This window comes from Halovenus marina (assembly GCF_051414115.1).
Lineage (GTDB): Archaea > Halobacteriota > Halobacteria > Halobacteriales > Haloarculaceae > Halovenus > Halovenus marina.
Window position 1 is genome coordinate 2,940,483 of the sequence record NZ_JBLKNZ010000001.1, and the last position, 23,780, is coordinate 2,964,262.

The window sequence follows — 23,780 nt, forward strand, 5'->3', positions numbered from 1 at the left end:
TCAGTTCACTCGTCGAACCGCAAGCACGACACCGACGACGAGCGCAACGAAGGCGAGTCCGAGCGTGAATCCAGCCCCATCTTCGTCGGCAGAGTCTGTCGCATCGCCAGTCCCGCTATCGTCGGCCGTCCCGTCAGCACCACCATCGTCGGCCGCGTCGTCGTCAGTCGAACCGTCGTCACCCGCCGATAATGACGGAGCATCCGTGTCGATATCCGACAGGGCAGCGAGGGTCGGCGCGTTGACGACTCGGACGGTGTCGCCGTTCTGTGTGACCCAAAACGCGTCGCCAAATGCCTCCTCGTCCGGGATGCGATAGACTGTCTGTGAACCGTCCACGCTCGTCGCGCCGTTGACCGAGAGGAGTTCGAGCCACGCCTCGCGGAACTCGGTCGCGTCTGCCTCTGAGTCCCAGACGAGTTTGTAGACGTACCCGGTCTCGTTGGTCTCGGCGGAGTCGTCGGTGACGTAGGGGACGAGTTTGTCGCCGTCCCAGCCTGCAGTCGCCTCGTTCTCGTAGAGGTACGGTTCGATCTGGTCGAGCTGTCCCCCATCGATATTGAGGTGATCTCTCCGAGGGATGATCGGTTCTTTCCCTGCAACACTTGGGTACCACAGCGCGGTGTACAGCCCCGCTTCACCGAACTGTGCGAAGGAGACGCTGTTTGCCGAGTTCGACCCGTTCAGTTCCAGTTGGCGCCACGGATCTGAACTCGTATCCTCGATGCTGACGTTCGTCGGCTCGTCAGAATCGTACGTTTCGGGATGGATCGTCTGCTCGGTGCTCGCTGGCGGGTCCTCGTATATCTCGTTGACAGCCTCCCAACCCTCCGTCTGGTGGATCTCCTGGACGAACGCGGGCCCGCTGCTGTAGGGTTGCAAGAACAGTTGATACAGGCCGAGGTGCGGGTCAAAGCCCGCCGGTGCACCGCCGCTCTCCGAGAGCAGGCAACTGCCCTCCCAGACACCCTGCGTACACTCGATGTTGTACAGGTGGTCCACGTAGTTGCCGTCACCCTCGGTGATCCCGTCTCTGGCGTTGTGGAGTTCTCGCGTCGTCTGGTTGTACGCCGAGATGTTGTACCGCTGGTCCTGAAGCGCGTGGAACAGCTCCTGTGAGAGAGTGATCTCGTCGAGTTTCGGCGTCGTGCCGTTGTTCGAGATGATCTTGATCGCCTCAGATTCGGGGTCGTAGAATCCGGCCACGCCGCCACCTTGATTGGCACGCTGTGCGGCGACCGAACTCTCATTCTCGCCGACCATGAACAGCGCCTCGTACTTCGTGTTGTGGAGGAGACGGTCTGACTCGGTGAGGTTGGCGTACTGCGATTCGAGTTGGGCTGTAAACGCCGAGCGAGTGATGATTTCGACTGGCGGCGTCTCCGCGAACTCGATACCACGGACGTACTCGACGCGGGCCATCGAGCGGGCGACGACCGCGTCCAGTTCGGCGTCGTTCAATCCGTCGTCGGGCGTCACGTCGACCGATTCGTTGTGCCAGTAGCCGTTCTCCCAGCCAAGCCGGTCCGATTCGGGGTCCGGCGGCGCGTCCGTCTGCTGGAGTGCAGTCGCGTTCGCCGAGTCCGTGGGCTGGGCACCCGAACCGAACTGGGCACCGAGACCGACAGCCGGGACGCTCGCGACCAGTGCAAGTATCACAGCGAGGGACAGCCAGCGGCGAGACAGCATGGTACTGCCATTATCGGTCGTGCGGGAAATATTGTTTCGAAAGTGAACGTGCGAGCGGCCAGCTTTTAGTCCGTTCGCGCAAAGCACTCGCTAATGAGTCGCGCCCGGAAGCCGGAGTGGTTGAAGACGCCGCCGCCGTCGGGAGAGCGGTTCACCGAGATCAAGGAGACGCTCCGCGAACACGACCTCAACACGGTCTGTGAAGAGGCGAACTGCCCGAATCTCGGGGAGTGCTGGTCGGGAGGGCGAAACGCCGCTCCGGGCACGGAGAGGACAGACGCTACCGAGGAAGGCCACGGTCCCGGGACGGCCACGTTCATGCTGCTGGGGGACCGGTGTTCACGGGGCTGTAACTTCTGTGACGTGGAAACCGGTGGGGTGAAGCCGCTCGACCCCGAGGAACCCGAAAACGTCGCAGACGCAGTCGCGACGATCGGTCTCGACTACGTCGTGCTTACTTCGGTCGACCGCGACGACCTGTCCGACCAGGGCGCGGGCCAGTTCGCACGAACCATCGAGGCGATCAAGCAACGGAACGAGGATATTCTGGTCGAGGCGCTGATCCCGGACTTTCAGGGCGACGCGGCACTGGTCGACCGGATCATCGCGGCTGGGCCGGACGTGATCGCACACAACGTCGAGACGGTCGACCGTCTCCAGTGGCCGGTGCGCGACCGCAGAGCGGGCTACGAGCAGTCGCTGTCCGTGCTCAGACGGATCGCCAGGGAGAGCGACGCCTACGCGAAGACGAGCCTGATGCTCGGCGTCGGCGAGTACGACCACGAGGTGTACGAGACGCTCCGGGACCTGCGCGCTGTCGGCGTCGACATCGTCACCCTCGGGCAGTATCTCCAGCCATCCCGTTCCCATCTAGAGGTCAGCGAGTACGTCCACCCGGACGCCTTCGAGACGTGGCGACGCGTCGCCGAGGACGAACTCGACTTCCAGTACTGCGCCAGCGGCCCGCTCGTTCGCTCGTCGTACCGCGCTGGCGAACTGTTCGTCGAGGCAGTGCAGGCCGGTGAGGACGTGGGGCAGGCCCGTGCGCTGGCCCGGGGAAGTGACTAGAGACTGTGGACGAGGTTCAGGGGGCAGCGATGGTTTGAGGGCGGTGGCCCCCGACCGGTCTGTATGGACACGGAACTACTCATCGTCGGCGGCGGGCCGGGCGGCTACGTCGCTGCGATCCGCGCCGGTCAGACGGGGCTTGACGTCACGCTCGTCGAGAAAGAGGCCTACGGCGGGACCTGTCTGAACACCGGCTGTATCCCCTCGAAGGCGTTCATTTCTGCGACTGATATCGCACACCGCGCGCGCGAGGCCAGCCGAATGGGAATCGACGCCGACCCCTCCGTGGATATGACCCGACTGGTCCGGTGGAAAGACGGCGTCGTCCGTCGGCTCACAAAAGGCGTCGAGTCGCTGTGTGAGGGGGCCGGAGTCACCCTCCGAGAGGGACGGGCCGAGTTTATTGCGGACGACGCCGTTCGGGTCGTCGGTCAGGACAGCTCCGAGACGGAGGTCAGCTTCGAGAACGCGATTATCGCGACGGGGAGCCGACCGGTCGAAATCCCCGGCTTTGCCTTCGACGGGGAGTCAGTGCTCTCCTCGGCAGACGCGTTCGAACTCGAATCGGTGCCGGAGCGACTGGTCGTCGTCGGTGCGGGCTACATCGGGATGGAACTCGCGACGGTGTTTGGCAAACTCGGCTGTGACGTGGTCGTACTCGAACAGCTTCCGAACGCGCTCCCGGGCTACGAAGAGGATGTGACAGACGTGGTCGTCTCGCGGGCGGAGTCGGTCGGCGTCGAGTTTCACTTCGAGCACGGCGCCACGGGGTGGAAGCAACACGACAGTGGCGTGAGGGTCCTGGCCGAGGACGGAGCGGGCGAGGAGCGCGCATTCGACGCCGAGCGGTGTCTCGTCGCAGTCGGCCGAGAGCCGGTGACAGAGACAGTAAATCTCGGCGTGCTCGGGGTGGACACCGACGACAACGGTTTCATCGAGACGGACGACCGGACGGCGACGAGCGCGGAGTCGGTGTTCGCGGTCGGTGACGTGGCCGGGGAACCGATGCTCGCACACGCCGCGTTCCACGAGGGGGAGGTCGCCGCACGCGCGGCCGCAGGTGAGCCTGCGACGCTCGACGACCGGGTGATCCCGGCGGCAGTGTTCACCGACCCCGAGATAGCGACCGTCGGCATGACCGAGGCGGCGGCACGGGAGGCCGGGTTCGAACCGGTCGTCGGGCAGATGCCGCTTCGCGCATCGGGGCGTGCCAGCACGCTCGACGAGCGCGAGGGGTTCGTTCGCGTAGTCGCGAGCGAAGACGGGGTGATTCGCGGCGGGCAGATCGTCGCACCGGAAGCGTCAGAGCTGATCGCCGAACTCACGCTCGCCGTCGAGCACGAACTCACGCTCGCAGAACTGGCGGCGACGGTACACGTCCACCCGACGCTCTCGGAGGCAGTCCACGAGGCAGTACTGGGCGCGGGCGGCGAGAGCATCCACTACTGAGCGGGTTCGAGTGTGCGACAGGAGAGAGGTCGAACCGAAAAGTCGTTTACCGCGGGGGGCGAGCGTTCGGGTATGATACTCGCCGGGGCCACGTCACAGGCGTTCGCTGCGGAACTCGCAGCCCAGACCGGCATCGACATCGCCACCGTCACGACGGAGCGGTTCCCCGACGGCGAGCGATATCTCCGGGTCGAGGACAGCGTCGACGAAGCGGTCGTCGTCGCGTCCACCGTTTCGGATGAAGCGTGGGTGGAACTGCTCCAACTGCAGGATGGGGCACGGGAGGCTGGCGCAACGCAGGTCACTACAGTCCTCCCGTACATGGGATACGCCCGCCAGGACCACGCCTTCGAGTCGGGCGAGAGCGTCTCCGCGCGTGCGATGGCGCGGGCAATCTCCACCGGAAGTGATCGGGTGCTGACGGTGAATCCCCACGAAGCGGCGGTCTGTGACTTCTTCGACGTGCCAGCGACACCCGTCGACGCGGCGGGCCGTCTCGCCGCCCCGCTCGCTGACCTCTCGGACCCGCTCTTTCTCTCGCCCGACGACGGCGCAATCGAACTCGCGACGAGCGTCAGAGACGCCTACGGCCGCGGCGAGACGGACTACTTCGAGAAGACGCGCCACTCCGGGACGGAAGTCGACATCGAACCGAGCGAGACGAGCGTCGCGGGGCGGGACGTCGTCGTCGTCGACGACATCATCGCCACGGGGTCGACGATGAGCGAAGCCGTGACCTTACTCGACGAGGGCGGTGCCGACCGCGTGTTCGTCACCTGCGTCCACCCACTGTTCGCCCGCGACGCGCGACTCAAACTCGAACGCGCTGGCGTCGAGGCTATCTACGGCACGGACACCATCGAGCGTGCCGTCAGCGAAGTCAGCGCCGCCCCCGCTGTCGCCGAGCAGTTGTGACGCGTCGCCTCAGGACTCTATCTCGACGACGTCGAGCGAGCCATCGACGACGAGCGTGAGCGTGTCGCCATCGACGGTGTAGGTGAGACGCACCCGAACCGGGTCGGTCTCGACCAGTCGCTGCCGGTCGGCCGAGAGGTCAGCGAACTGCCAGACCGACTCCTCGCTGAGGGAAATCCCGTGGTCGTAGTAGAAGGCGATCACGGCGGGGTGGTGAAGCAGGGTGATCCGGGGGGTCGTCGGGACGCGTCCGCCACAGCGAGAGCACTCAAACTGGACGAACGCGCTGTCTTTGATCTCCGCGGCGATGTCCTCGGGAACGTTCTCGGAGACGTCGATAATCGCGGATAGCGAGTCGACGGTCGGTTCGATGGCCCCGTCGCAGTACAGACAGAAGCCGTCGTAGATCTGCCGGAGTTTGCTCTGGAGATACCGGCTGGCGACCGCAGGGATCTCCTCGCGGTCGTAGCCCGCGATGACGCTCGGCGGAACCCCCACCGCCATGTGGATCCCGCAGTCCTCACACTCGACCAGCACCGTCTGGTTCTCGTAGGAGAGCGTCTGCGTCCCGCCGCAGGTTCCACACGGGGCCGAAACCGGGATCGAATCGACGTCCGCGCTGGTCGTGTAGGTGCCTGCCTCGACTGCGCCGACGACCTGCATCCCGGTTCGGGTGAGTTCGTACCCCTCGTCGGTCCGGGTGACGAGGCGACCGACGAGTTTGTCGAGATGGTAGTTGAACTGTCCGGAGTCGCGCATCCCGACGGCCTCGCGAAGATCCGAAAACGTCGCCTCGTGGCCCTCGGCCTCCCACAGCGCACGCAGGATGTCGACCCGGTTGGTGTCCGACAGCGTCGAAAACACCGCCTCGGGGTCGTCGCGCTCGACGAACGTCGGCGTGGTCATACCCCCACTATCTCACGAATGGCTTGTAAATGACTCGGCGGGTGAGAACACGCACACAGTAAGTGAAGAAATCTTCAGTAACGCCGTTTACAGAAATGTTCTTCAGATTATACTTATGGGGAACGGGGCCGTGGTGATCACCACGATGAATTACATCCCAAGCGGGGAACACTTCCCGAACGAATCGCGTGAACGCGGCGGCGCAACAGCGGTATCGGCAGACAAAAGACGGAGTGTCGGCGGTCTCGTGGGATATCTGATCGCGCTCGGCGGGCTACTGGCCCTGCTTGCAAACCCCGCCCTGGTCGCGGGGTTGGCGATCGGAGTCGGGGCGGGAACTGTCGGAAAGCAAATGCTTCTGCGAGTTCGTCGACGGGTCGATGCGTCTGGACGGCGGAACCAGCCAGCGCGGATGCCGACGGCGCGGTCGAGATCGCGACCGTCGAAGGAGTGACGGCCGACCGGGATCACAATTCCTAATGTCGTTGCTGACTGACTACTCAGTCAGTGAGCGAAATCGAGTGTCGGGACGAGATCATGGACGGCGTCTACCGTGCGCTGTGTACGCACGGCTACGCCGACCTGACGGTGCAGAATATCGCCGACGAGTGCTCGAAGAGCACGTCGCTGCTGCACTACCACTACGACACGAAAGAGGAGTTGCTCGGGGAATTTCTTGACCACATTCTCGACGAGTACGAGTGTCGCGTCGAGAACCGGGCCGAGGGGACGCCAACCGAGCAACTGTGTGCCTTCATCGCGCGATACGTGTTCGGGCCGGACGACGACGAGCGCGAGTCGTATCATCTCGCTTTGCTCGAGATGCGAGCGCAGGGGCCGTTCGACGACCAGATCCGCGACGAACTGGTTCGCGCTGACGAACTGCTCAGAGAGACCGTCGCCGAGATTCTCGAAGCAGGTATCGACGCCGGGGAGTTCGAGGCAGTCGACGTCGACCGAACAGCGGCGTTCGTCGTCGCGACCCTTGACGGCGCACGAACCCGGCAAGTGACACTCGGCAACAATCCGCCGACGGACCAGCCGTACACGCGAACGGTCGCCGAGGAGACACTCTCCCGGGTCGTGGACCCGCTGCTCACCGCAGACACCCAGCGGCCGACGCTCGCGGATACGCTCGCGGACATGCCCGACTGGGCCGAGCGATAGGTCCAGCGAGACCGGCCGATACAGCCCTCCCACGAGAGTTGCTCAGTCAGGACTCACGACACGAATCTGCTCGCCCCACGGCAGACAGACGACACGAATCTGCTCGCCCCACGGCAGACAGACGACACGAATCTGCTCGCCCCACGGCAGACAGACGACACGAATCTGCTCGCCCCACGGCAGACAGACGACACGAATTGGCCACAGCAGACGATCCGCACCATCCCAAATGCGTCTTCCAAACCCAATCCGGCTGACAATCCTGTGGATCGGCTTCGGGCTCGCCCGGGTCGGTCTCGTCGACCGAGAGCACGTGGTGCGGACGACGGATCTGGCGTGGCCGCGTATCGTGACCGGGATCGCCCGGATGTCGAAAAACGCGGTCGACGTCGCGATGGTCGGGGTGGCAGTCGGCACGTCGGCAGTTGCCGGTGTCGGCTTTGCCACTCCGTACTGGGGACTTGCCTTCGCGGTTGGTGGCGGCGTCGCTGGCGGGACGCTCGCGCTGGTCTCACAGCGCTTTGGCGCAGATGCCTACGAGGAACTCGGCTTGACCATCCGGACGAGCACCCTCATGACCGTCGTGTTGACGGTGCCGATCACCGCCGTATTCTGGACGTTCCCGGGCGAACTCATCTCGGTGCTGAGCAGCAACGAGGACGCGATCGAACAGGGGGCGACGTACCTCCAGATCGTCGGCCTCGGGATTCCCTTCGCCGGGCTGAATCTCGTCGGCAGCCGCGCCGTCATCGGGGCCGACGACGCCTACACCGCGATGCAGTTGCGCGGGGCCGGTGCGGTCGCGAACATCGGGTTGAACGCCGTCTTCATCTTCGGGTTGGGGCTGGGCGTCACGGGGGCCGCACTCGGAACGGTGCTCTCGAACGCTGGCGTGACGAGCGCGTTCGCGATTGGACTCACCCGCGGTCGCCTGCCCGGCGCGGGTGAGTTTCCCGTCCAGATCGCCGCGACCAAATCGTACGTCGACGTGGGGATGATGCGAGACATCGTCGACATCGGTCTCCCGATCGGCGCACGGGGACTCGTCTGGACGGTCGCCGAGTTTCCCATGCTCGGCATCCTCGATCTCTTCGGTGAAGCGACGGTCGCCGGGTTCGTCATCGCCCGACGGATCGTCGGGATCATGAACGCGCCCGGATGGGGCTTCGGACTCGCGTCGTCGAGTCTCGTCGGGCAGGCGCTCGGCGAAAACGACGAGCGCAAGGCCACCTCCTACGGACAGGATATCATCCGATTCGCCGTCGCGACGTATCTGGTCTCGGCGGTGCTGGTCGCGCTCTTTGCCGACCAGATCGTCGCGCTGTTCGCGCAGGACCCAACGAGTCCGGAGGTGCCGATCGCTGTCAATCTCGTCTACGTCTCCTGTGTCGCGGTGCTCCTGCGCGGGGTCTCTGGCGCGGCGGCGGGGCCACTCGACGCGAGCGGCGACACCCGTGTGCCCTTCCTCAGCCAGTTTATCGGGATGTTCTGTGTGGCGATTCCGCTGACGTATCTCGGGGCGACGACGGGGCTTGGCATGTGGGGGCTGTATCTCGCCCTGTTCGCTGAGACTGCCGTCCCCGCGGCGATCAACTACTGGCGGTTCCAGACCGGGAAGTGGAAATCGATCAGCGAAGAGTATCGACCGGAGGCAGCGTACGCTGACGATTAATGGGCGTTCTCGCCGTGCTGTGGCCCGTCAGAAGTCCCATGCGAGCCAGCCAACAGTCGTGACCAGTACCAGAATGGACGCAGTCTACCGATACAGCGGGGAACGGACACACCGTTGAGTTTGCCGAAGAGTGAAGTATCAAAAACTACACAGCAGTTACTCTCCAATCCTCCAGCGTATGGAAACTCTTCGGGGCCTGTACCGGCAACTGGATGATCGAGTTCGTGAACTGTCTCGCGTTTCCTACTCACTACTCCTTGGTCTCGTCACCGCCATGGCTGTAGTTGCTGTTAGAATTCCACTATCGGGTCAGGGAAATTTTGAATCAATAGCAATAGGACTGACGATGGGGATCACTATGGCTGTCGTCTCCTACCCTTTTGACCCGAATACCACGAGTGAATAAGTCCCCATTCTGATCTGAGTCGGGCAAGGACAATATATCAGATTCTGGGTATTTACCAGAGCATTCGGAATCACCGGAGATCAAGCCACCAAGGGCTCAGGAATGAAACTGGCTGAGGGGAGTAAGCCCCCTTCTGTTTACCCGGTATTCAGCTAAGCGTCCGAACCGTGTGTCCGGGCTACCTTGCGGTCCGGACTTGCACCGGCGAGGATTCGCCGTTCCAGCCGTTCTCCCCCGTCTCGTGCGGCGATGCCGCCCGATCGAGGTCTCCCGTTGGTCGACCTCGCGTCCTCGGTGGGTTAACTCCCCGTCGCTTCGGCCGTGTGGCCTGGCTTCGGGTTCGCGCACCTCATCGGTCGGGGGGAGGGGTCTCGTTTCTGTTCCAGAGCCGACGGTCTCCCGCCCCGGGGTTGCCCCCGGTCGCCCGCCCGGACGGTGGGGGGACTTTTCTCATGTCCCTTGGCCAGTGGCTGCCGGGACACGGGAACCGGGCTCCCTCTGCCACTTCGTGGTATGGACTCCGGGAGGGTAAGCCCGTCGGTCGGAGGGAGAGTCAGACAGTCGAGATAGACCCCGACAACTCTGTGATTCGACGGGGCTAATACCAACGTTGAAGGCGCAGATCGGTCTAACACGTCTATGGCCGCGGACACCGACCGACGGCGATTCCGGCGCGCGTCGTGGGCGAACGCCGTCGGCAACGCGGTCAAGATCATCGTCGAGGGGGCGGCCGGGCTGACCTTCGGCAGCGTCGCACTCGTCGCCGACGCCGCCCACTCCGTGGCGGACCTGATCGCGAGTTTCGTCGTGATCCTCTGGGGCGGGAGCAGATTCGACGCACCCGACAGGGAACACCCACACGGCCACGCCCGAATCGAACCGCTGACCGCGCTGTTTGTCGGTGCCGTGATCATCATCCTCGGGCTGAATCTGCTCTACGAGTCGGTGAACGGACTGCTCGGTGAGAGCACAGTCACCTTCAGCCCGATTCTGATCGGGGCGCTCGCCTTCGCGATGGTGGATATGTATCTCGTCTACTGGTACACGCGGCGGATGAACAAGGGTATCGACGCTCCCGCGCTCCGCGCGCTCGCTGCGGACTGTCTCAACGACCTCTACACGACTGTCGCGGCCATCGTCGGCGTTCTCGGCGTCGCCGCAGGCTATCCGATTCTCGATCCGCTCGCTGGCGCGCTGGTCAGCGGACTCGTCGTCTATCAGGGAGTCGACATCGCCCGGGAGAATCTCTCGTATCTCTCGGGCAAGGCCCCGCCCGACGAACGACGCGAGGAGGTTCGGGAGACGCTGCTGTCGTATCCGGCCGTGCGAGGCGTCCACGACCTTGCGGTGTTTTACGACGGGTCGGTTATCGAGGTCGAAGCCCACATCGAAACCGACGGGAACCTCACGCTACGGGAGGCCCACGACCTGGAGACTGAACTGCTCCGTGCGGTTCGCGACCTCGAGGATATCGAAGACGTCCATCTGCATCTCGACCCGTCCGGGATCGGTGAGTGGAAGGACAACGACGCAGATGCAGGCGTCGAGACGGGGATCGAAGACAACAGTGTCGGGGACGCCGACAGAACCTGAGGGAAGCGAGCGAGCGCGAAGGGACGGCGGCCGCACACAGCCAGCCGACATTTATATCAGCGACGGGCGAACCGGGGGTATGGAGACGTTCGTCGTCGTCGGTGGCGATGCGGCGGGGATGTCCGCCGCGAGCAAGGCAAAGCGAGACGACCCCGAGATGGAGGTGGTCGTCTTCGAGAAAGGCCAGTGGGTCTCGTATGGGGCCTGCGGACTCCCCTACTACATCAAAGGCGAGATACAGTCGCTGGAGGAACTGGTCTCGATCACCCCCGAGGAGTTCCGCGAGGAGCGCGATATCGACCTGCGGACGGGACACGAAGTGGTCGACATCGACCCCGACGAGCGGACGGTCACCGCCGAGAGCGAGGACGAAACGGTCGAACAGCCGTACGACCACCTGTTGATCGCGACCGGCGCGGAGCCAGTACTACCGCCAATCGACGGGCTGGATCTGGAAGGCGTCTACACGCTGGGGTCGATGTCGGACGGTAAGGAACTTCGAGAATACGTTTCGCGTGCGCGCTCGGAGGAGAATCTTGACCAGCCAGACAGCGGCCCTGCCTGCCAGTTTCTCGAACAGTGTACCGGGCCGGTGGGAGTCGTCGGCGGCGGCTACATCGGCGTCGAGATGGCCGAAGCACTCACCGCAAACGGGTTCGAGGTGCACCTGTTCCAGCGCGGCGACCGGATCCTGAAGGGATTCTCCGAGGCGACGAGCGACAGTGTCTGTGCCCATCTGGAAGCACAGGACGTCGCGGTGTATCTCGGCGAGAGTGTCATCGAAATCGAGGGCGACGAGCGCGCCACGGCAGTCAGAACGGAGGGCCAGCGAGTGCCCGTAGAGATGGCACTCGTCGGGACGGGCGTACGCCCCCGCACCGACCTCGCGGAGGATGCGGGGATCGAACTCGGCGAGACGGGAGCAATCGCGGCAGACGCCTACCGCGAGACGAACGCCCCAGACGTGTACGCGGCAGGTGACTGCGCCGAGGTCGAACACGTGGTCACGGGCGAACCGGCGTACGTTCCGCTCGCGCTGACGGCGAACCGACACGGTCGCGCGGTTGGACAGACTGTCACCGGCACCCCGTCGGTGGGCGGGGCGGTTGCGGGGACCGCTGCGGTCAAGGCCTTCGATATCGAGGCCGCACGCACGGGGTTGCTTAATGCCGAGGAGGCACGCGAGGCGGGATTCGAACCAGTCACCGAGACAATCGAGGCGAAATCGCGGGCCGGGTACTACCCCGAGGGCGGAACCGTCGAGGTGACGCTGACCGCAGACCGAGAGACGGGGCGCGTCCTCGGTGGGAGTCTCACCTCAGAGTACGGCGAGGGCGCAGTCCACCGGAGTCACGCGCTCGTCGGAGCGGTTACCGAGGGTGTCGCGGTGGCAGAACTCGCGAACTACGACCTGGCTTACGCGCCGCCGTTCAACACCACGTGGGATCCGGTGCTGACGGCGGCGAAAGTGCTCGAAGGGAAGGTAAACGACAGCTAGTCCGAGTCGGTTGCCGACAGCGTTATCGTGATCGTGTTGCCTCGCGGTCGCTCACGGAAGGAGATCGATCCATCGGAGAGCGTGACGACCCAGTAGACGAGCCATAGACCCAGACCAGAGGAGTGATACAGCGCGTTCATCTCCCGGTCACCAGTCAACACCCGGTACTCCTCTTCCGGGATGGGCGGGCCGTTGTCCTCGACTGTGATCCGCAGCCTGTCGCCGTCCAGTTTCTTGCCAGTGACGCGTACCCGTGGACTGTGAGTCGCGTGCTTCGCGGCGTTATCGATGAGTTCAGCGATAGCGAGTTCGAGTTCTGGCAGACCGCACGTCGACATCATATCCGGGAGATCAACGTCGATTGTGGCGTCGGGGTGGTGTCTCCGAACCCGGTCGACCGCACTGTGGGTCGCCATCACGAGATCGACAGTCGAACACTCGGTCGGGTCGGTGAGCACGTCGATGATATCCCGTTGTTTTTCCGCGGTCTCGACGAGTTCCGAGCCGATCTTCCGGATCACGCGCGTCTGCTCGGTGATATCGTCGACATCTGTCTCCCGCTCGATCGTATCGACGGCGGAGATGATCACGTTCAGTTCGTTGCGGAGATTGTGTCGCAAGAGATTGTCCATCACCGCGAGTTGGCGCTCTCTGCGACGGCGGTCGGTGATGTCTCTAGTAAATCCCACGATACGAACCACCTCGCCGTCCTCCGTGATCGGTTCTGACTGCACCCACATCCATCGGTCGCACGTCTCCCCAGACCCGATACGGTACTCCATGTCGACCGGTGAGCCGTTCGAGAGTGCCTCCATGGCCTTCTCGACTGCCTCGCGGTCTTCGGGGTGAATGCTCTCGAGAAAGTTCCGGGGGTTTGCTTTGAGGGCCTCGATGGAGGAGCCATACAGGTGTTCGTACGCAGGGTTCACGAACAACAGTTCGTCCCAGTCCCCCGAGAACATCCAGAGTACGTCGGCTGTCGTGTGGGCGATTTCTTTGAGTCGGGACTCGGTATCTGCCTGTCGCTGTTCGGCCTCGACGCGGTCGGTGACGTCTCGCGAACTGACGACGTAGCCATCCAGTTGCGAATCGGTGAGATTCGAGAAGCGGCTTTCGAGCCAACACCAGGACCCATCCGCCCGTCGGAAGCGATATTCACCGGTCGCGTCGCGGAACCGCCCCTCCCCGATGACGCTCTCGAACACGTCACGGACGCGGGCTCTGTCTTCTGGATGAATGTACTCGAAGGTGTTCTCGCCGATCAACGTCTCGGGGTCGTAGCCCAGGATTGGCTCTGCCGCACGGTTGACGTACCGAAACACTCCCTCCTCGTCGATGACGACGATCTTATCCTGCGCGTATTCGAGCAAGATATCCGAATCGACGAGAGAGGACATGCGCCGCAATTGTAACCGAACAGGAAAAAGCGTGGTGGGCATTACGAGAGTGTGGTGATTCGTACTCTGGAAGGGGAGATGCGTCTCACAGGCGAACACGAAGGGAAAGGGGTAGAGCGTGTGAAACTCCGATCGAGGGCGGCGCGCCCTCTGTGTACAGGCTAGACACCCAGGAATAAATATGCCAGCCACCCGGAGTGAAAGTGAAATCCCTATCGAGAGGTCGTAATACCGGAGTTTGAAAGAGTCGTCGTTATCACGGAACAGCAGCGTTAAGTGCGCGGTGTGCCGAACTGACGCTAATGGAATTCGATCCCGAGGCGTATTTCGCGCCCGACAGACTCGAAAAGCGCGAACGACTCGAAGAGGAGGGGATCGACCCCTATCCTCACGAGTTCGATCGGACGGTATCGATCGGGGAGTACGTGGATCAGTTCAGTGAGCAAGACGAGATCGATAGCGACGACACCTATCGGCTTGCCGGGCGCATCACCGGCAACATCCGTGATCTGGGGAGCATCACGTTTCTCGACATCAGCGACGAGAGGGGCAGCGTCCAGCTGTTTTGTAACGAGGACGCGATGGACAACTACGACATCCTCGATACGGTCGACCGCGGGGACTTCGTCGGAGTGACGGGGACGCCGATGCGAACGCAGAACGGGGAACTGTCGATCAACGTCTCCGAGATGGAGATGCTCTCGAAGGCGCTCAAGCACCCACCGGGCTACGAAGGGCTGAACGAGGAGCAAACGCTCCGCAACCGGGCCGTCGCGATGTGGGACGACTCGCTGCGCTCGAATCTGGAGTATCGCTTCGAGATGCTCCGTGTGATCCGGGAGTATCTCGCGAGTCAGGACTTCACCGAAGTGCAGACGCCCGTGTTGCAGAACATCTACGGCGGGACGAGCGCCCGTCCGTTCAGCACGGAGGCGAACGCGAAAGACAGCGAGATGTACCTGCGGATCGCGAAGGAACTGTACCACAAACGGCTCGTCGTCGGTGGGTTCGAGCGGATCTTCGAGATTGGGAAGGACTTCCGCAACGAGGATATCGACACGACCCACAACCCGGAGTTCACCATGATGGAACTGTATCAGGCCTACGCCGACTACGAGGACATCATGTCGTTGACCGAGGACCTCGTCGTGGCGATTCTGGACGAACTGAACGACGGGGAGTACGCGATCGAGTATCACAACCCGGTCAGAACTGACGACGGTCATATCGTCCGTGACGAGGAGGGAACGATCGAGACGGAGGTCGTCGAACTGGATTTCTCGCCGCCGTGGCCACGGCTGTCAGTCGAAGAAGCTCTCGTCGAATACGCCGACATCAACCCGTCGGAGTTGAGCGACGAGGAACTTCGCGAGCGTGCACTCGAAGCGGGGGGTGAGTTCCCCGGCGGGTTCTCTCGAGGGCTTGCGATCATGGAACTGTTCGAGGCGCTCGTCGAACACAAGCTCACGGGGCCAGTCTTCATCGTCGACCATCCAGTCGAAACGACGCCGCTCTCGAAGGATCACCGGGACAAGGAGGGGCGCATCGAGCGGTTCGAGCTATTCGTCGCCGGGGCAGAGGTCGGAAACGCCTACACCGAACTCAACGACCCGATTCAGCAGGGCGAACACTTCGCCGAGCAGATGAAGCGCCGGGAAGAAGGTGACGAGGAAGCACACCAGATGGACGAGGACTTCGTCGAGGCGCTCGGGTACGGAATGCCGCCGACCGGTGGACTCGGAATCGGTATCGACCGACTGGCGATGATCCTCACCGATTCACAGTCGATCAAGGACGTTCTGCCGTTCCCGATGGTCGCCTCGGAGTAAGGAATCAGACGGTGGAGGAAGAGTTCGAGTCGATAGCAGTTAATTGTGAGTGATTAGTTGGTTGTGAGTGATATCGATTGATCGGAAGTAGTAACAGCTGATGAGCGACAGCTGAGAGGTGAAGTCTGAACGATTGGGAGCAGTGGTCTTTGAACAGCCGGATCTGTTGTATCGGGTGTTGTCGTCCTGTGAGAGAGTGACCGTGTGAGAGTGACCGTGTAAGAGTGACCGTGTGAGTCGAGAATAGTAGAACAGGAAAGAGTCGATAGCTTCGGCAGCGGGGAGTGCCCCCCACCCCTTCGTTTCAGGTGGAACCAGAAAGAGAGGAGTCCCCACAACAGCAGAGAGAAAGATGTGCTCTAGACTAGGAAAGATTTAATATAGATACACTATAACCAAATCCGTAGTGGGTGAAAGAGCAACAAACCACTCTAGTTATTATTGCAATATTACAATAGTTTATTTCTACTAGTGTATTCTCTAGTAGAACTAGACAAAAAACGAACTAGCGACAGGACGTGAGTCTTGGTCGACATCCCCTCAGTTCTATCCTTCTAGATTCACTAGATTTTCTGCTCTAAACACACGCCTGTCGCTTCCAGAGCGTCGTCGTTCCCCGGTCGTCTGCCTGTTTCCACTTGAAACGAAGGGGTGGGGGGTGTCGGAACGGGAGAAAAACTCCCGAATTTCCTTCTGTACTGTCGAGTTTCTTCCCACACCCCTTCTTTTCACCTCCAGATTTATTCGCATCCTCTGGTTGACAATTGTCTGACGTAGGCTTAAGTACGTCCGGTCGGGTTTTTGATGCAAGCCCCGCAAGGGGCCGGGAGGATTATCGAATGGGACTGCTTACAGGCCTCAGATCGAGCATTTCGCGTGCAGTATCGTCGCTGTTCTCCGAGGAAGATCCCAAGCGGATCGGGATCTACGGACCGCCGAACGCGGGGAAGACAACGCTGGCGAATCGGATCGCGCGTGACTGGACCGAGCACGGCGACGCCGTCGGGCCGGAGAGTCACGTTCCCCACGAGACACGGCGCGCCCGACGCAAGGAGAACGTCGAAATAGAGCGGGACGGCAAGACCGTCACCATCGACATCGTGGATACACCGGGTGTGACGACGAAAGTCGACTACACGGAGTTTCTCGAACACGACATGGAGAAAGACGACGCAGTTCGTCGCTCTCGCGAGGCGACCGAAGGGGTCGCCGAGGCGATGCACTGGCTCCGTGAGGACGTCGACGGCGTCGTCTACGTCCTTGACGCGGCGAACGACCCGTTCACGCAGGTCAACACGATGCTCATCGGCATCATCGAGAGTCAGGATCTTCCGGTCTTGATCCTCGCAAACAAGATCGACCTGGAGGAAGCGAGCGTCCAGCGTATCAGAAACGCATTCCCACAGCACGAGACGATTCCGCTCTCGGCGCTCGAAGGGGACAACATGGACGAAGTGTACGGCAAGATAGCGGAGTACTTCGGGTGATAACATGGCAGAAGTCAAACAACGTGACGGCGTTCAGATAGACCTCATCAGCGGCCAGCGACTGGCCGGGCAGACGACGATGGAGAAGATTCGCATGATCCTGGACGGCGTCCGCGACGGGAACATCGTGATCCTCGAGGAGGGACTTTCCCCTGACGAGGAGTCACGCCTCATCGAGGTGACGATGACCGAGATCAGCCCAGAGGAGTTCAACGGGATCGAAATCGAGACGTACCCGCGCTCGGAGACAGCGGACGCGAGCTTTCTGGACCGGCTGATGGGTCGCGAGTCGGCGAAGAAGCTGACTGTCATCGGGCCAGCAAACCAGATCGAGACACTCCACAAGGACGAAACGCTCATCCAGACACTCGTCTCCCGGAAATAACGAATGCCTCACCAGTGTACCGACTGCGGCCGGACCTTCTCGGACGGCTCGAAGGAGATGCTGTCGGGCTGTCCCGACTGTGGCGGCAACACCTTCCAGTATCATCCCGAGGCACCTGACGAGTCCGAACCAGACACGCCGCCAGAGCCTCCCGAGCCCGCCGTCGATAGCTCGGTGGCACAGACTGTCGGCAACGCTGCGACGGCTGTGCGGGATTTTGTCGGCTCGGACAGTAGCTCCGGCGCTGGATCAGATGCTGGTTCCGTAGGTACGGATCCGAACAGCAAAGCGGCCACTGCTTCGAGTTCCTCGGTCCAGCCCGACTCCTCAACTGACCGGTCGCCCGAGAGGGACAGCGACACACCGGCCCGTGCCAGCATGGCCGAAACTGAAACCAGCGCGGCCGAGACCGAAAACGACGCGCAGGCGAGCGCGCGCTCGGACGTCGTCTCACCAGACGAGTTACCTCCGGCACCGGACTCACCGGTCACCAGCGACCAGACTAGGTCACGCCCGGCCCCGGTGATGGACGACCAGACCGACGATGCTGCAGAGCGGCCGAGCCTCGAACAACTTCGCGAGGAACTCAACGACCAGTTTGAGTCGATTCGCGTGCTCGAACCAGGCCAGTACGAACTCAACCTGATGGAACTGTACAACCGCGAGGAGTACATCATCGCTCTCCAGGAGGACGGTAAGTACACGATTCAGGTCCCCGAACGCTGGAAAGACGAGTAGCTCGACTCCCCTTTGCCACTCCGAAATACGCCACGCCGTTTTGCCACTCCGACATCCGTCACATCGTCCCGTCACTCCGAAATACGCCACGTCGTTCCCTTCGTGTAGGCCCACGGTTCGACTGAGAGCGTCGTCTGCTCGCCGATTCGTTCCATGTACGCACCGATTTCCTTTGGAGACAGCTCGATGTCGCTGGCGATATCTCGACTCTTCAGGTAACAGACCCCCTCCTTTTCTACTCGAGCTTTCAGATACTCGATGACCACGTTCGCTTTCGGCGGGATTTCGTCGGTCCCGATGTCCTCGTCTGCCGTCGTACTCTCGTCGGTGGAACGCTCCTCAGGTGTCGTACTCATGGATCTCCTCCCGTCTGGTGCTGTTCGAGTAGGCCAAACTGGTCGACGACGAGACAGCAGACGTTGAGGAGGATGAGTCCGCCCAGTAGGAGATAGCTGTCCGTGCTGTCCAGTCGATACAGCAGGGGCAGATACGCGAGTGGCACCAGAATGGCTCCCCAGAACGCAATCTGTCCCAGGCCGCGCTGGAGGAGTCGTCCGGGCCGTACTGTCACGCGCTGGCTGCTCATATCTATCCGTTCGACACGACGTATAATGGGTCTCCCGTAAACTCAAATCGCTGTTTGACCCATCCCGTTCCAGTACTGGCGGTAGGATTGATCCTCCCAGACCGGACACGGCGGACTATCTGATCCACACAGAACGGACACGACGGGCCCCCTGAAGACGATTGACCACAGAGAAATTTCCAGGCGAAACAGCGGCGTTATGCGATTTTCTCGTACTGGTCGCCGAGTTTGTCGGCGGCTTCCTGCATCTGCTCGGTCTCGAACTCGCTGAGGTCCCACTCGACGATTTCCTCGACGCCGTCGGAGCCGAGTTTCGCCGGGACGCCAAACGCGGCGTCTTCGTGACCGAATTCGCCCTGTAGCGCGACCGAACACGGGAGCACCTCACCGGTATCGTCGAGAATTGCCTCGACGGTGTGGGCGACGCCGCGGGCCGGGCCCCACTCCGTAGCGCCCTTGCGCTCGATGACGTTCATCGCGCTCTCCTGCAGGTCCGCCAGAATCTCCTCTTTTTCGTCCTCGTCGAAGGAAAGATCCTGTCCGTCGACGCGGACCTTCGAGAACACGGGGACCTGTGAGTCGCCGTGCTCGCCGAGGATAGTCGCGTCGACGTTCTGCACGGGGACGTCGAAGCGCTGGGAGAGCACGTATCGGAACCGTGCCGAGTCGAGTCGGCCGCCGAAGCCGATGACGTGCTCGCGCGGTCGGTCGCCGGACTCGTAGAGGTGCCGGTTGAGCAGGTCGACCGGGTTCGAGGTCGTCACGGTGATGAACTCGTCGTTGTACTCCGCGAGCGAGGACTGGATATCCTCCATGATCGGGGCGTTGTCGTCGGCAAGATCGAGTCGGCTGTCGCCGGGCGACCGGGGGAGTCCCGCAGTGATGACGACGACGTCCGATCCTTCCGTGGCGTCGTAGCCGCCCTGTCGAACCTCAGTGTTCGAGTCGTAGGCGATGCCGTGATTCGCGTCTGCCGCCTGTCCCACCGTTACGTCCTCCTGCTCGGGGATGTCGACGAAGACGAGTTCGTCAGCGATGTCCCGAAGCGCGATACTGTATCCCGCCGCCGCACCGACGGTGCCTGCCGCACCGATAATGCTTACCTTTGCCATACGTGAAACGCATCTCGGGTCGGGGTTAAACATACCGAAACGCGACTGTCACCGCTGTTTCGATACTCTCTCTATCCAGAATCTATATCCAATCTCGGCTGATCAGATCCGTACTGAGGACACTCGTCGCATGCCATCGAACTTCGTATTTTTGCTACTATCTCAACGAATCGTCCACTCTGTCTTCGCCGGAATTGTCGTCGGAGGTGGTGGATTTGCCGTCTTGTGGCTTCTCTCAATCATCGGCGGGACGCTCCATCCCGACACGAGACAGGTGTATCTGTACCTCTGGGTCGCACTGACGTTTACATTCTCGCTTGAGATTCTGAATATCGATATCTTCATTGGAGGATATCTGGAGTTGTTACATATCTCCCTCATTTCGATGAGCGCGATCGTAAGCGCGACCGTCTCACTGTCTCTCTCTGATGGCGATCCCATCTGGACGGAGTTACACTTCACATAACGACTCTCCGACCTGCCCCACTGATTTCTGTGGCGCAAGTCATTTTGTCGCGCATCTGCTCTGTTCGGGTATGAGCGACTTCGACAAGGAAGCCGAGCGCGAGAAACTTCGCGAGAAGTACGAGCGCGACAGTGAGGAGCGTGAGGCGACCGAGCGGATGAGCGAACTACTCCTGCAGGGGGCGACGATGACGAACGCCCACTGTTCGGAGTGTGGCGACCCCATCTTCCGGTACGACGGACAGGAGTTCTGTGCGACCTGCGAGCGCGCGGTCGAACGCGATACTGCCGACACGAGCGAGTCAGATGACGCAGACGAATCGACTGCAGCCGATCAGTCCAGCGGGGGAATCGAAGTGACCAGCCCCGATGACACGCAGGTTCAGTTCGGCGGCGCGTCTCCCGAACAGGACCAGCCCAGTACTGGTGACACAGAACAGGCCGGTGCTGCCGACGCCGCTTCGAGTGGAAACGGGGCGAGGCTGCCGTCTGCTGACCAGGATACACCGGAAACTGCCGGCGCAGACTCTACAGATGCAGGCCGAACTGCACCGGTCGACTCGACTGCGAGCGACGACTCACGCACTCGCGAGCGCGCCGATGATACTGACGCGTATCGTGACCTCGACGACCGCGCTCCGCGACGGGAGTCTCCGACTGGTGGGGCGACACGACAGTCCCCGACCGATGGTGATGTCGCGACGGCAGAAGCGTCGCTGGTTCGCTCGCTCGTTCGATTCAGCGAGCGGGCCGAAGCCACAGAGGATCCGCGACAGGCCCGTGACGAACTCGCGGCCGCACGCGAGGCCGCAGAGGCGCTCGCAGCGCTTCGGCGGTAGCCCGACGGCATAGTCAATTCTATCCGCACGTGAAGTCCCCGAACGCGAGGTCGTTGTCCGCTGTCAGCGACGTCTGACTCACACATTCCTGATATACGGTGCCCTGTGCGTCGAGTAGCCGGACAGTGACGTCGATCTGTTTGTTGTTCCCGCCGTCGAACGTCTCGTCGAACGTCCCAGCCATCGTGATCGTTCTCGGACTCGCACTGAGTTCGTTCCCGCCGCTGGTCAGGACGAATTCGATCGTTCCGGCCCCGTCTGGCTGAGTCACGTCTCCGCTGACCGCAAATTGACCGATATTCCCGCTTTGCCCTTGGCTCTGTGTCACTGTCGCCGAGATGTCTGCGAACTGTGGCTCCGCATCCTCGGTCACTGTTACGCTGGCGGTGTCACTGCTGTCGTTACTGCTGACGGTTGCCGTGTACTCGCCAGCGTCGCCAGTTCCGGTCCCCCAGTCGAGCGTGACCGTTTCGGTCTCACCCGCTGCGACGCTGACCGTTGTGGTGTCTGTCTCGCCGACGCCACCGATATCGAGGGCTATCTCTGCGTTCTGGACGGCAGTCCCTCCTGTATTGGTGATGTCGGCCGTCACCGAGAGCGTCTCTTCCTCGGCCACGGGTTCGTTCGTTCCCGTGATGGTGACATCCAGGAACGGCGCTCCGGATTCGATCACATCGACAGTCGTCGCGGCGCTTGCGTCGTCCGTGAACACGCTCACGCCGTACTCGCCCGGCCCTCCGCCGAACCCATCGAGCGAGTAGGTGAGTTCTCCCGACCCCGTCTCTCCGGGGTCGAGTTGCAACTGTGTACTCTCTCCGCTGTTGCCGTCGAACTCCAGTCCGACAGTCTGTGTTCCCGCCTGGTCACCGATGTTCGTCACTTCGTACTGGACTGTGACCGTCCCGTCTTCTTCGACTGGGCTGTTCGTGCCGGTCACGCTGACGTCGAAGTACGGCCCCGACTCGACGGTGACCGTCTCCGTGCGCATCTTCTGCTCGCCGTCGATCTCGTAGTACAGCGTTATCGTGACCGTCTCGCCGATCATCCCGGTGTCGAATTCGGCCAGCGTACCCGTGGTGACGTCACCGCTCGCGACGACTTCGTTTGTATCGAGCGAGTACTGTGTTCCGTCGATATTGAGTCCGTTCTTGTTCCCTTTCTTATTTATCGAACCACCGCCGCCGAATGTGAGTTCACTGCTCCCTTTATTCTCAACCACTGTCGCGCCCGAACTCGTCCCGTTGAGCGCGATCCCAGTCACGGTCACGTCGCTGCTTTGCGTGTTCTTGACGTCGAACTGCACGATATTCCCGTTGCTCCCCGGACGGCCGTTGAATATCCTGATATCCGGTTCGACGATGGACACGGTCGCCGTTTTGCTCTCGTTTGCGCTCGCCACTGTGATCTCTCCCGTTCCTGCCGGAGTCGCTCCCGTCTGCCAGCGAAGGTCCGTGTCGACGCTCATCCCCCGGCCGAGTGTGATCTGTTCGCTGTCGACGGTCGTCCCGTCGAAGTCCTCGAGCTCGACCGTCTGTGTGTCCGTGCTACTTCCGGTGTTTTCGATCGTCGCAGAGACCACGACCTCGTCGCCGCGGGTGACCGGCGAGTTCGTTCCCGTAATGTTGACCGCGAAAAACGGTGGGCTGACCGACACCTGACGCGTCGTCGTCGCCGTCTCGCCCCTGTCGTCAGTCACCGTCAGCGTCACCTCGTAGGTGTCAAACGCTGAGAAACTGTGCGTGACCGTCTCGGCAGTGGTCGTCTCGGTGCTCCCGTCGTCGAAGTCCCACTGATACTCCACGATGTTCCCCTGTGGCGACTCGGATCCGGAGGCGTCGAACGCTGTCGACTCGCCCACTCCCGGGTTCGTCGGATTGGTGGTGAACGACGCGATTGGTGTGGGATTCGCCACGGTGATCAACTTCGTTCTGCTCGCGGTGCGACCGCCACTCGTCTCGATGGTCAGCGTCACGTCGTAGGTGCCGTTGTCGTCGTAGCTGTGCGTCACGACTTCACCGCTTGCTGTCGTCCCGTCGCCAAAAGTCCACTCGTAACTCGTTATTTCGCCCTCCTGCGAGACACTTGCGGATGCGTCGAACTCGATCGTATCCAGCGTCGTCGGGTTCGTCGCGTTCGTCTCGAAGCGCGCCGCGAGCGTCTCTTCGACGGCGACTGTCGTCCGGTCCAGTATCGCGTTCGACGGCGTGTGAACGACCAGAATCTCCATTCGGTCACCGGCGAGTCCGTGACTCCGGTACCACTTGTCCCCGGATTCGAAGTGGCTGTCGTCTGTCCCGCGAAGCTGCGTGAACGATTCGAGCCCGTAGCGCTCTCTCCTATCGGTCCGGAGAATCACATCTAGCTCCGTGATATCGATAGCTTCCCCGCCAGCGTGCCTGATCGTGACGTTCTGTGAGGTTACCTCGGCGTCGACGGTCAGTCTGGGCTCTCGCTCCTCACTCGTCACGTTTCCGATCAGCACGACTCCGACGAGCGTCATGAGGACGACGACGACGGCCGTGAGCAGTATCATCCCGATCACTTCCGATTGAGACCGGTTCGCGCCCGTCATGGTCACG

Annotated in this window: 21 protein-coding genes and 1 other RNA gene; 14 read left to right on the forward strand and 8 right to left on the reverse strand. The window is 62.0% G+C overall.

From position 1 onward, the window contains the following. Window positions 1-1,659 carry an Hvo_1808 family surface protein gene (locus ACMGFL_RS14965; RefSeq protein WP_436936332.1) on the reverse strand — a complete coding sequence of 553 codons (1,659 nt, stop codon included), beginning with the start codon at window positions 1,657-1,659 and terminating at the stop codon, window positions 1-3. 123 nt (window positions 1,660-1,782) lie between these two features. Between ACMGFL_RS14965 and lipA the strand changes: the two genes are divergently transcribed. The 3 genes from lipA to ACMGFL_RS14980 all read left to right on the forward strand — a co-directional run bounded on the left by lipA (window position 1,783) and on the right by ACMGFL_RS14980 (window position 5,121). Continuing rightward, complete coding sequence (lipA, locus tag ACMGFL_RS14970) at window positions 1,783-2,757, forward strand: lipoyl synthase (RefSeq protein WP_436936333.1); 975 nt, start codon at window positions 1,783-1,785, stop codon at window positions 2,755-2,757. A 63-nt stretch (window positions 2,758-2,820) separates the two neighbouring features. After that, on the forward strand, window positions 2,821-4,206 hold the full coding sequence (gene lpdA / locus ACMGFL_RS14975) for a dihydrolipoyl dehydrogenase (RefSeq protein ID WP_436936334.1): 1,386 nt from the start codon (window positions 2,821-2,823) through the stop codon (window positions 4,204-4,206). Between the two features lie 72 nt (window positions 4,207-4,278). After that, on the forward strand, window positions 4,279-5,121 hold the full coding sequence (locus ACMGFL_RS14980) for a ribose-phosphate diphosphokinase (protein ID WP_436936335.1): 843 nt from the start codon (window positions 4,279-4,281) through the stop codon (window positions 5,119-5,121). 9 nt (window positions 5,122-5,130) lie between these two features. Here ACMGFL_RS14980 and ACMGFL_RS14985 read toward each other — a convergent pair whose 3' ends face one another. Continuing rightward, on the reverse strand, window positions 5,131-6,027 hold the full coding sequence (locus ACMGFL_RS14985; RefSeq protein ID WP_436936336.1) for an ArsR/SmtB family transcription factor: 897 nt from the start codon (window positions 6,025-6,027) through the stop codon (window positions 5,131-5,133). Between the two features lie 145 nt (window positions 6,028-6,172). Between ACMGFL_RS14985 and ACMGFL_RS14990 the strand changes: the two genes are divergently transcribed. The 3 genes from ACMGFL_RS14990 to ACMGFL_RS15000 all read left to right on the forward strand — a co-directional run bounded on the left by ACMGFL_RS14990 (window position 6,173) and on the right by ACMGFL_RS15000 (window position 8,866). Further along, window positions 6,173-6,481: a hypothetical protein gene (locus ACMGFL_RS14990; protein ID WP_436936337.1), complete on the forward strand. Its 309-nt coding sequence runs from the start codon at window positions 6,173-6,175 to the stop codon at window positions 6,479-6,481. Between the two features lie 53 nt (window positions 6,482-6,534). Then, window positions 6,535-7,194 carry a TetR/AcrR family transcriptional regulator gene (locus ACMGFL_RS14995; RefSeq protein WP_436936338.1) on the forward strand — a complete coding sequence of 220 codons (660 nt, stop codon included), beginning with the start codon at window positions 6,535-6,537 and terminating at the stop codon, window positions 7,192-7,194. Between the two features lie 229 nt (window positions 7,195-7,423). Then, window positions 7,424-8,866, forward strand: coding sequence for an MATE family efflux transporter (locus ACMGFL_RS15000; RefSeq protein ID WP_436936339.1), 1,443 nt, complete (start codon window positions 7,424-7,426; stop codon window positions 8,864-8,866). Window positions 8,867-9,382: 516 nt separating this feature from the next. Here the strand turns inward: ACMGFL_RS15000 and rnpB are convergent. Then, window positions 9,383-9,775: RNase P RNA component (rnpB, locus tag ACMGFL_RS15005), an RNA gene on the reverse strand. 136 nt (window positions 9,776-9,911) lie between these two features. Between rnpB and ACMGFL_RS15010 the strand changes: the two genes are divergently transcribed. Together ACMGFL_RS15010 and ACMGFL_RS15015 are read left to right on the forward strand one after the other, a co-directional pair. Further along, a complete protein-coding gene (locus ACMGFL_RS15010) occupies window positions 9,912-10,865 on the forward strand; it encodes a cation diffusion facilitator family transporter (RefSeq protein ID WP_436936340.1) in 954 nt (317 codons plus the stop codon). A 79-nt stretch (window positions 10,866-10,944) separates the two neighbouring features. Then, window positions 10,945-12,363, forward strand: a complete 1,419-nt coding sequence (locus ACMGFL_RS15015; RefSeq protein WP_436936341.1) for an FAD-dependent oxidoreductase — start codon at window positions 10,945-10,947, stop codon at window positions 12,361-12,363. On the opposite strand, the gene ACMGFL_RS15020 is transcribed toward ACMGFL_RS15015, so the two are convergent. After that, window positions 12,360-13,760, reverse strand: coding sequence for a PAS domain-containing sensor histidine kinase (locus tag ACMGFL_RS15020; RefSeq protein WP_436936342.1), 1,401 nt, complete (start codon window positions 13,758-13,760; stop codon window positions 12,360-12,362). The genes ACMGFL_RS15015 and ACMGFL_RS15020 overlap by 4 nt on opposite strands. Window positions 13,761-14,062: 302 nt before the next feature. Between ACMGFL_RS15020 and lysS the strand changes: the two genes are divergently transcribed. From lysS to ACMGFL_RS15040, 4 genes are all read left to right on the forward strand, one after another. Next, window positions 14,063-15,589 (forward strand): lysine--tRNA ligase, encoded by a 1,527-nt coding sequence (gene lysS, locus ACMGFL_RS15025; RefSeq protein ID WP_436936343.1) that lies wholly within the window; start codon window positions 14,063-14,065, stop codon window positions 15,587-15,589. Between the two features lie 839 nt (window positions 15,590-16,428). After that, entirely contained in the window at window positions 16,429-17,076 is a 648-nt protein-coding gene (locus tag ACMGFL_RS15030; RefSeq protein WP_436936344.1) for an Era-like GTP-binding protein, read from the forward strand. A gap of 4 nt (window positions 17,077-17,080) precedes the next feature. Then, a complete protein-coding gene (locus ACMGFL_RS15035; RefSeq protein WP_436936345.1) occupies window positions 17,081-17,461 on the forward strand; it encodes a DUF2073 domain-containing protein in 381 nt (126 codons plus the stop codon). Window positions 17,462-17,464: 3 nt separating this feature from the next. Continuing rightward, complete coding sequence (locus ACMGFL_RS15040) at window positions 17,465-18,199, forward strand: Zn-ribbon domain-containing protein (RefSeq protein ID WP_436936346.1); 735 nt, start codon at window positions 17,465-17,467, stop codon at window positions 18,197-18,199. Between the two features lie 71 nt (window positions 18,200-18,270). On the opposite strand, the gene ACMGFL_RS15045 is transcribed toward ACMGFL_RS15040, so the two are convergent. The 3 genes from ACMGFL_RS15045 to mdh form a co-directional block, all read right to left on the reverse strand. Beyond that, the gene (locus ACMGFL_RS15045) at window positions 18,271-18,555 is read right to left on the reverse strand and encodes a DUF7123 family protein (protein WP_436936347.1); all 285 of its coding nucleotides are present in this window, start codon (window positions 18,553-18,555) and stop codon (window positions 18,271-18,273) included. After that, on the reverse strand, window positions 18,552-18,812 hold the full coding sequence (locus ACMGFL_RS15050) for a DUF8028 family protein (protein ID WP_495849332.1): 261 nt from the start codon (window positions 18,810-18,812) through the stop codon (window positions 18,552-18,554). Before ACMGFL_RS15050 ends, ACMGFL_RS15045 begins: the two co-directional genes overlap by 4 nt. 170 nt (window positions 18,813-18,982) lie before the next feature. Further along, window positions 18,983-19,897, reverse strand: coding sequence for a malate dehydrogenase (gene mdh, locus ACMGFL_RS15055; protein ID WP_436936349.1), 915 nt, complete (start codon window positions 19,895-19,897; stop codon window positions 18,983-18,985). A 130-nt stretch (window positions 19,898-20,027) separates the two neighbouring features. Between mdh and ACMGFL_RS15060 the strand changes: the two genes are divergently transcribed. Together ACMGFL_RS15060 and ACMGFL_RS15065 are read left to right on the forward strand one after the other, a co-directional pair. Then, window positions 20,028-20,363, forward strand: coding sequence for a hypothetical protein (locus ACMGFL_RS15060; protein ID WP_436936350.1), 336 nt, complete (start codon window positions 20,028-20,030; stop codon window positions 20,361-20,363). A 70-nt stretch (window positions 20,364-20,433) separates the two neighbouring features. Continuing rightward, window positions 20,434-21,201: an Sjogren's syndrome/scleroderma autoantigen 1 family protein gene (locus ACMGFL_RS15065; RefSeq protein WP_436936351.1), complete on the forward strand. Its 768-nt coding sequence runs from the start codon at window positions 20,434-20,436 to the stop codon at window positions 21,199-21,201. 19 nt (window positions 21,202-21,220) lie between these two features. Here the strand turns inward: ACMGFL_RS15065 and ACMGFL_RS15070 are convergent, their stop codons facing one another. Continuing rightward, window positions 21,221-23,773: a PKD domain-containing protein gene (locus ACMGFL_RS15070; protein ID WP_436936352.1), complete on the reverse strand. Its 2,553-nt coding sequence runs from the start codon at window positions 23,771-23,773 to the stop codon at window positions 21,221-21,223. Window positions 23,774-23,780: the final 7 nt, after the last annotated feature.

What these genes read in the sequence shown, in the direction of transcription:
- mdh (WP_436936349.1), bottom strand. Translation starts at nt 19,897, where the DNA reads ATGGCAAAGGTAAGCATTATCGGTGCGGCAGGCACCGTCGGTGCGGCG.
- ACMGFL_RS15030 (WP_436936344.1), top strand. Translation starts at nt 16,429, where the DNA reads ATGGGACTGCTTACAGGCCTCAGATCGAGCATTTCGCGTGCAGTATCG.
- ACMGFL_RS15070 (WP_436936352.1), bottom strand. Translation starts at nt 23,773, where the DNA reads ATGACGGGCGCGAACCGGTCTCAATCGGAAGTGATCGGGATGATACTG.
- lipA (WP_436936333.1), top strand. Translation starts at nt 1,783, where the DNA reads ATGAGTCGCGCCCGGAAGCCGGAGTGGTTGAAGACGCCGCCGCCGTCG.
- ACMGFL_RS14985 (WP_436936336.1), bottom strand. Translation starts at nt 6,027, where the DNA reads ATGACCACGCCGACGTTCGTCGAGCGCGACGACCCCGAGGCGGTGTTT.
- ACMGFL_RS15035 (WP_436936345.1), top strand. Translation starts at nt 17,081, where the DNA reads ATGGCAGAAGTCAAACAACGTGACGGCGTTCAGATAGACCTCATCAGC.
- ACMGFL_RS14980 (WP_436936335.1), top strand. Translation starts at nt 4,279, where the DNA reads ATGATACTCGCCGGGGCCACGTCACAGGCGTTCGCTGCGGAACTCGCA.
- ACMGFL_RS15040 (WP_436936346.1), top strand. Translation starts at nt 17,465, where the DNA reads ATGCCTCACCAGTGTACCGACTGCGGCCGGACCTTCTCGGACGGCTCG.
- ACMGFL_RS15045 (WP_436936347.1), bottom strand. Translation starts at nt 18,555, where the DNA reads ATGAGTACGACACCTGAGGAGCGTTCCACCGACGAGAGTACGACGGCA.
- ACMGFL_RS15010 (WP_436936340.1), top strand. Translation starts at nt 9,912, where the DNA reads ATGGCCGCGGACACCGACCGACGGCGATTCCGGCGCGCGTCGTGGGCG.
- lysS (WP_436936343.1), top strand. Translation starts at nt 14,063, where the DNA reads ATGGAATTCGATCCCGAGGCGTATTTCGCGCCCGACAGACTCGAAAAG.
- ACMGFL_RS15000 (WP_436936339.1), top strand. Translation starts at nt 7,424, where the DNA reads ATGCGTCTTCCAAACCCAATCCGGCTGACAATCCTGTGGATCGGCTTC.
- ACMGFL_RS15015 (WP_436936341.1), top strand. Translation starts at nt 10,945, where the DNA reads ATGGAGACGTTCGTCGTCGTCGGTGGCGATGCGGCGGGGATGTCCGCC.
- ACMGFL_RS15020 (WP_436936342.1), bottom strand. Translation starts at nt 13,760, where the DNA reads ATGTCCTCTCTCGTCGATTCGGATATCTTGCTCGAATACGCGCAGGAT.
- ACMGFL_RS14990 (WP_436936337.1), top strand. Translation starts at nt 6,173, where the DNA reads ATGAATTACATCCCAAGCGGGGAACACTTCCCGAACGAATCGCGTGAA.
- ACMGFL_RS15060 (WP_436936350.1), top strand. Translation starts at nt 20,028, where the DNA reads ATGCCATCGAACTTCGTATTTTTGCTACTATCTCAACGAATCGTCCAC.
- lpdA (WP_436936334.1), top strand. Translation starts at nt 2,821, where the DNA reads ATGGACACGGAACTACTCATCGTCGGCGGCGGGCCGGGCGGCTACGTC.
- ACMGFL_RS15065 (WP_436936351.1), top strand. Translation starts at nt 20,434, where the DNA reads ATGAGCGACTTCGACAAGGAAGCCGAGCGCGAGAAACTTCGCGAGAAG.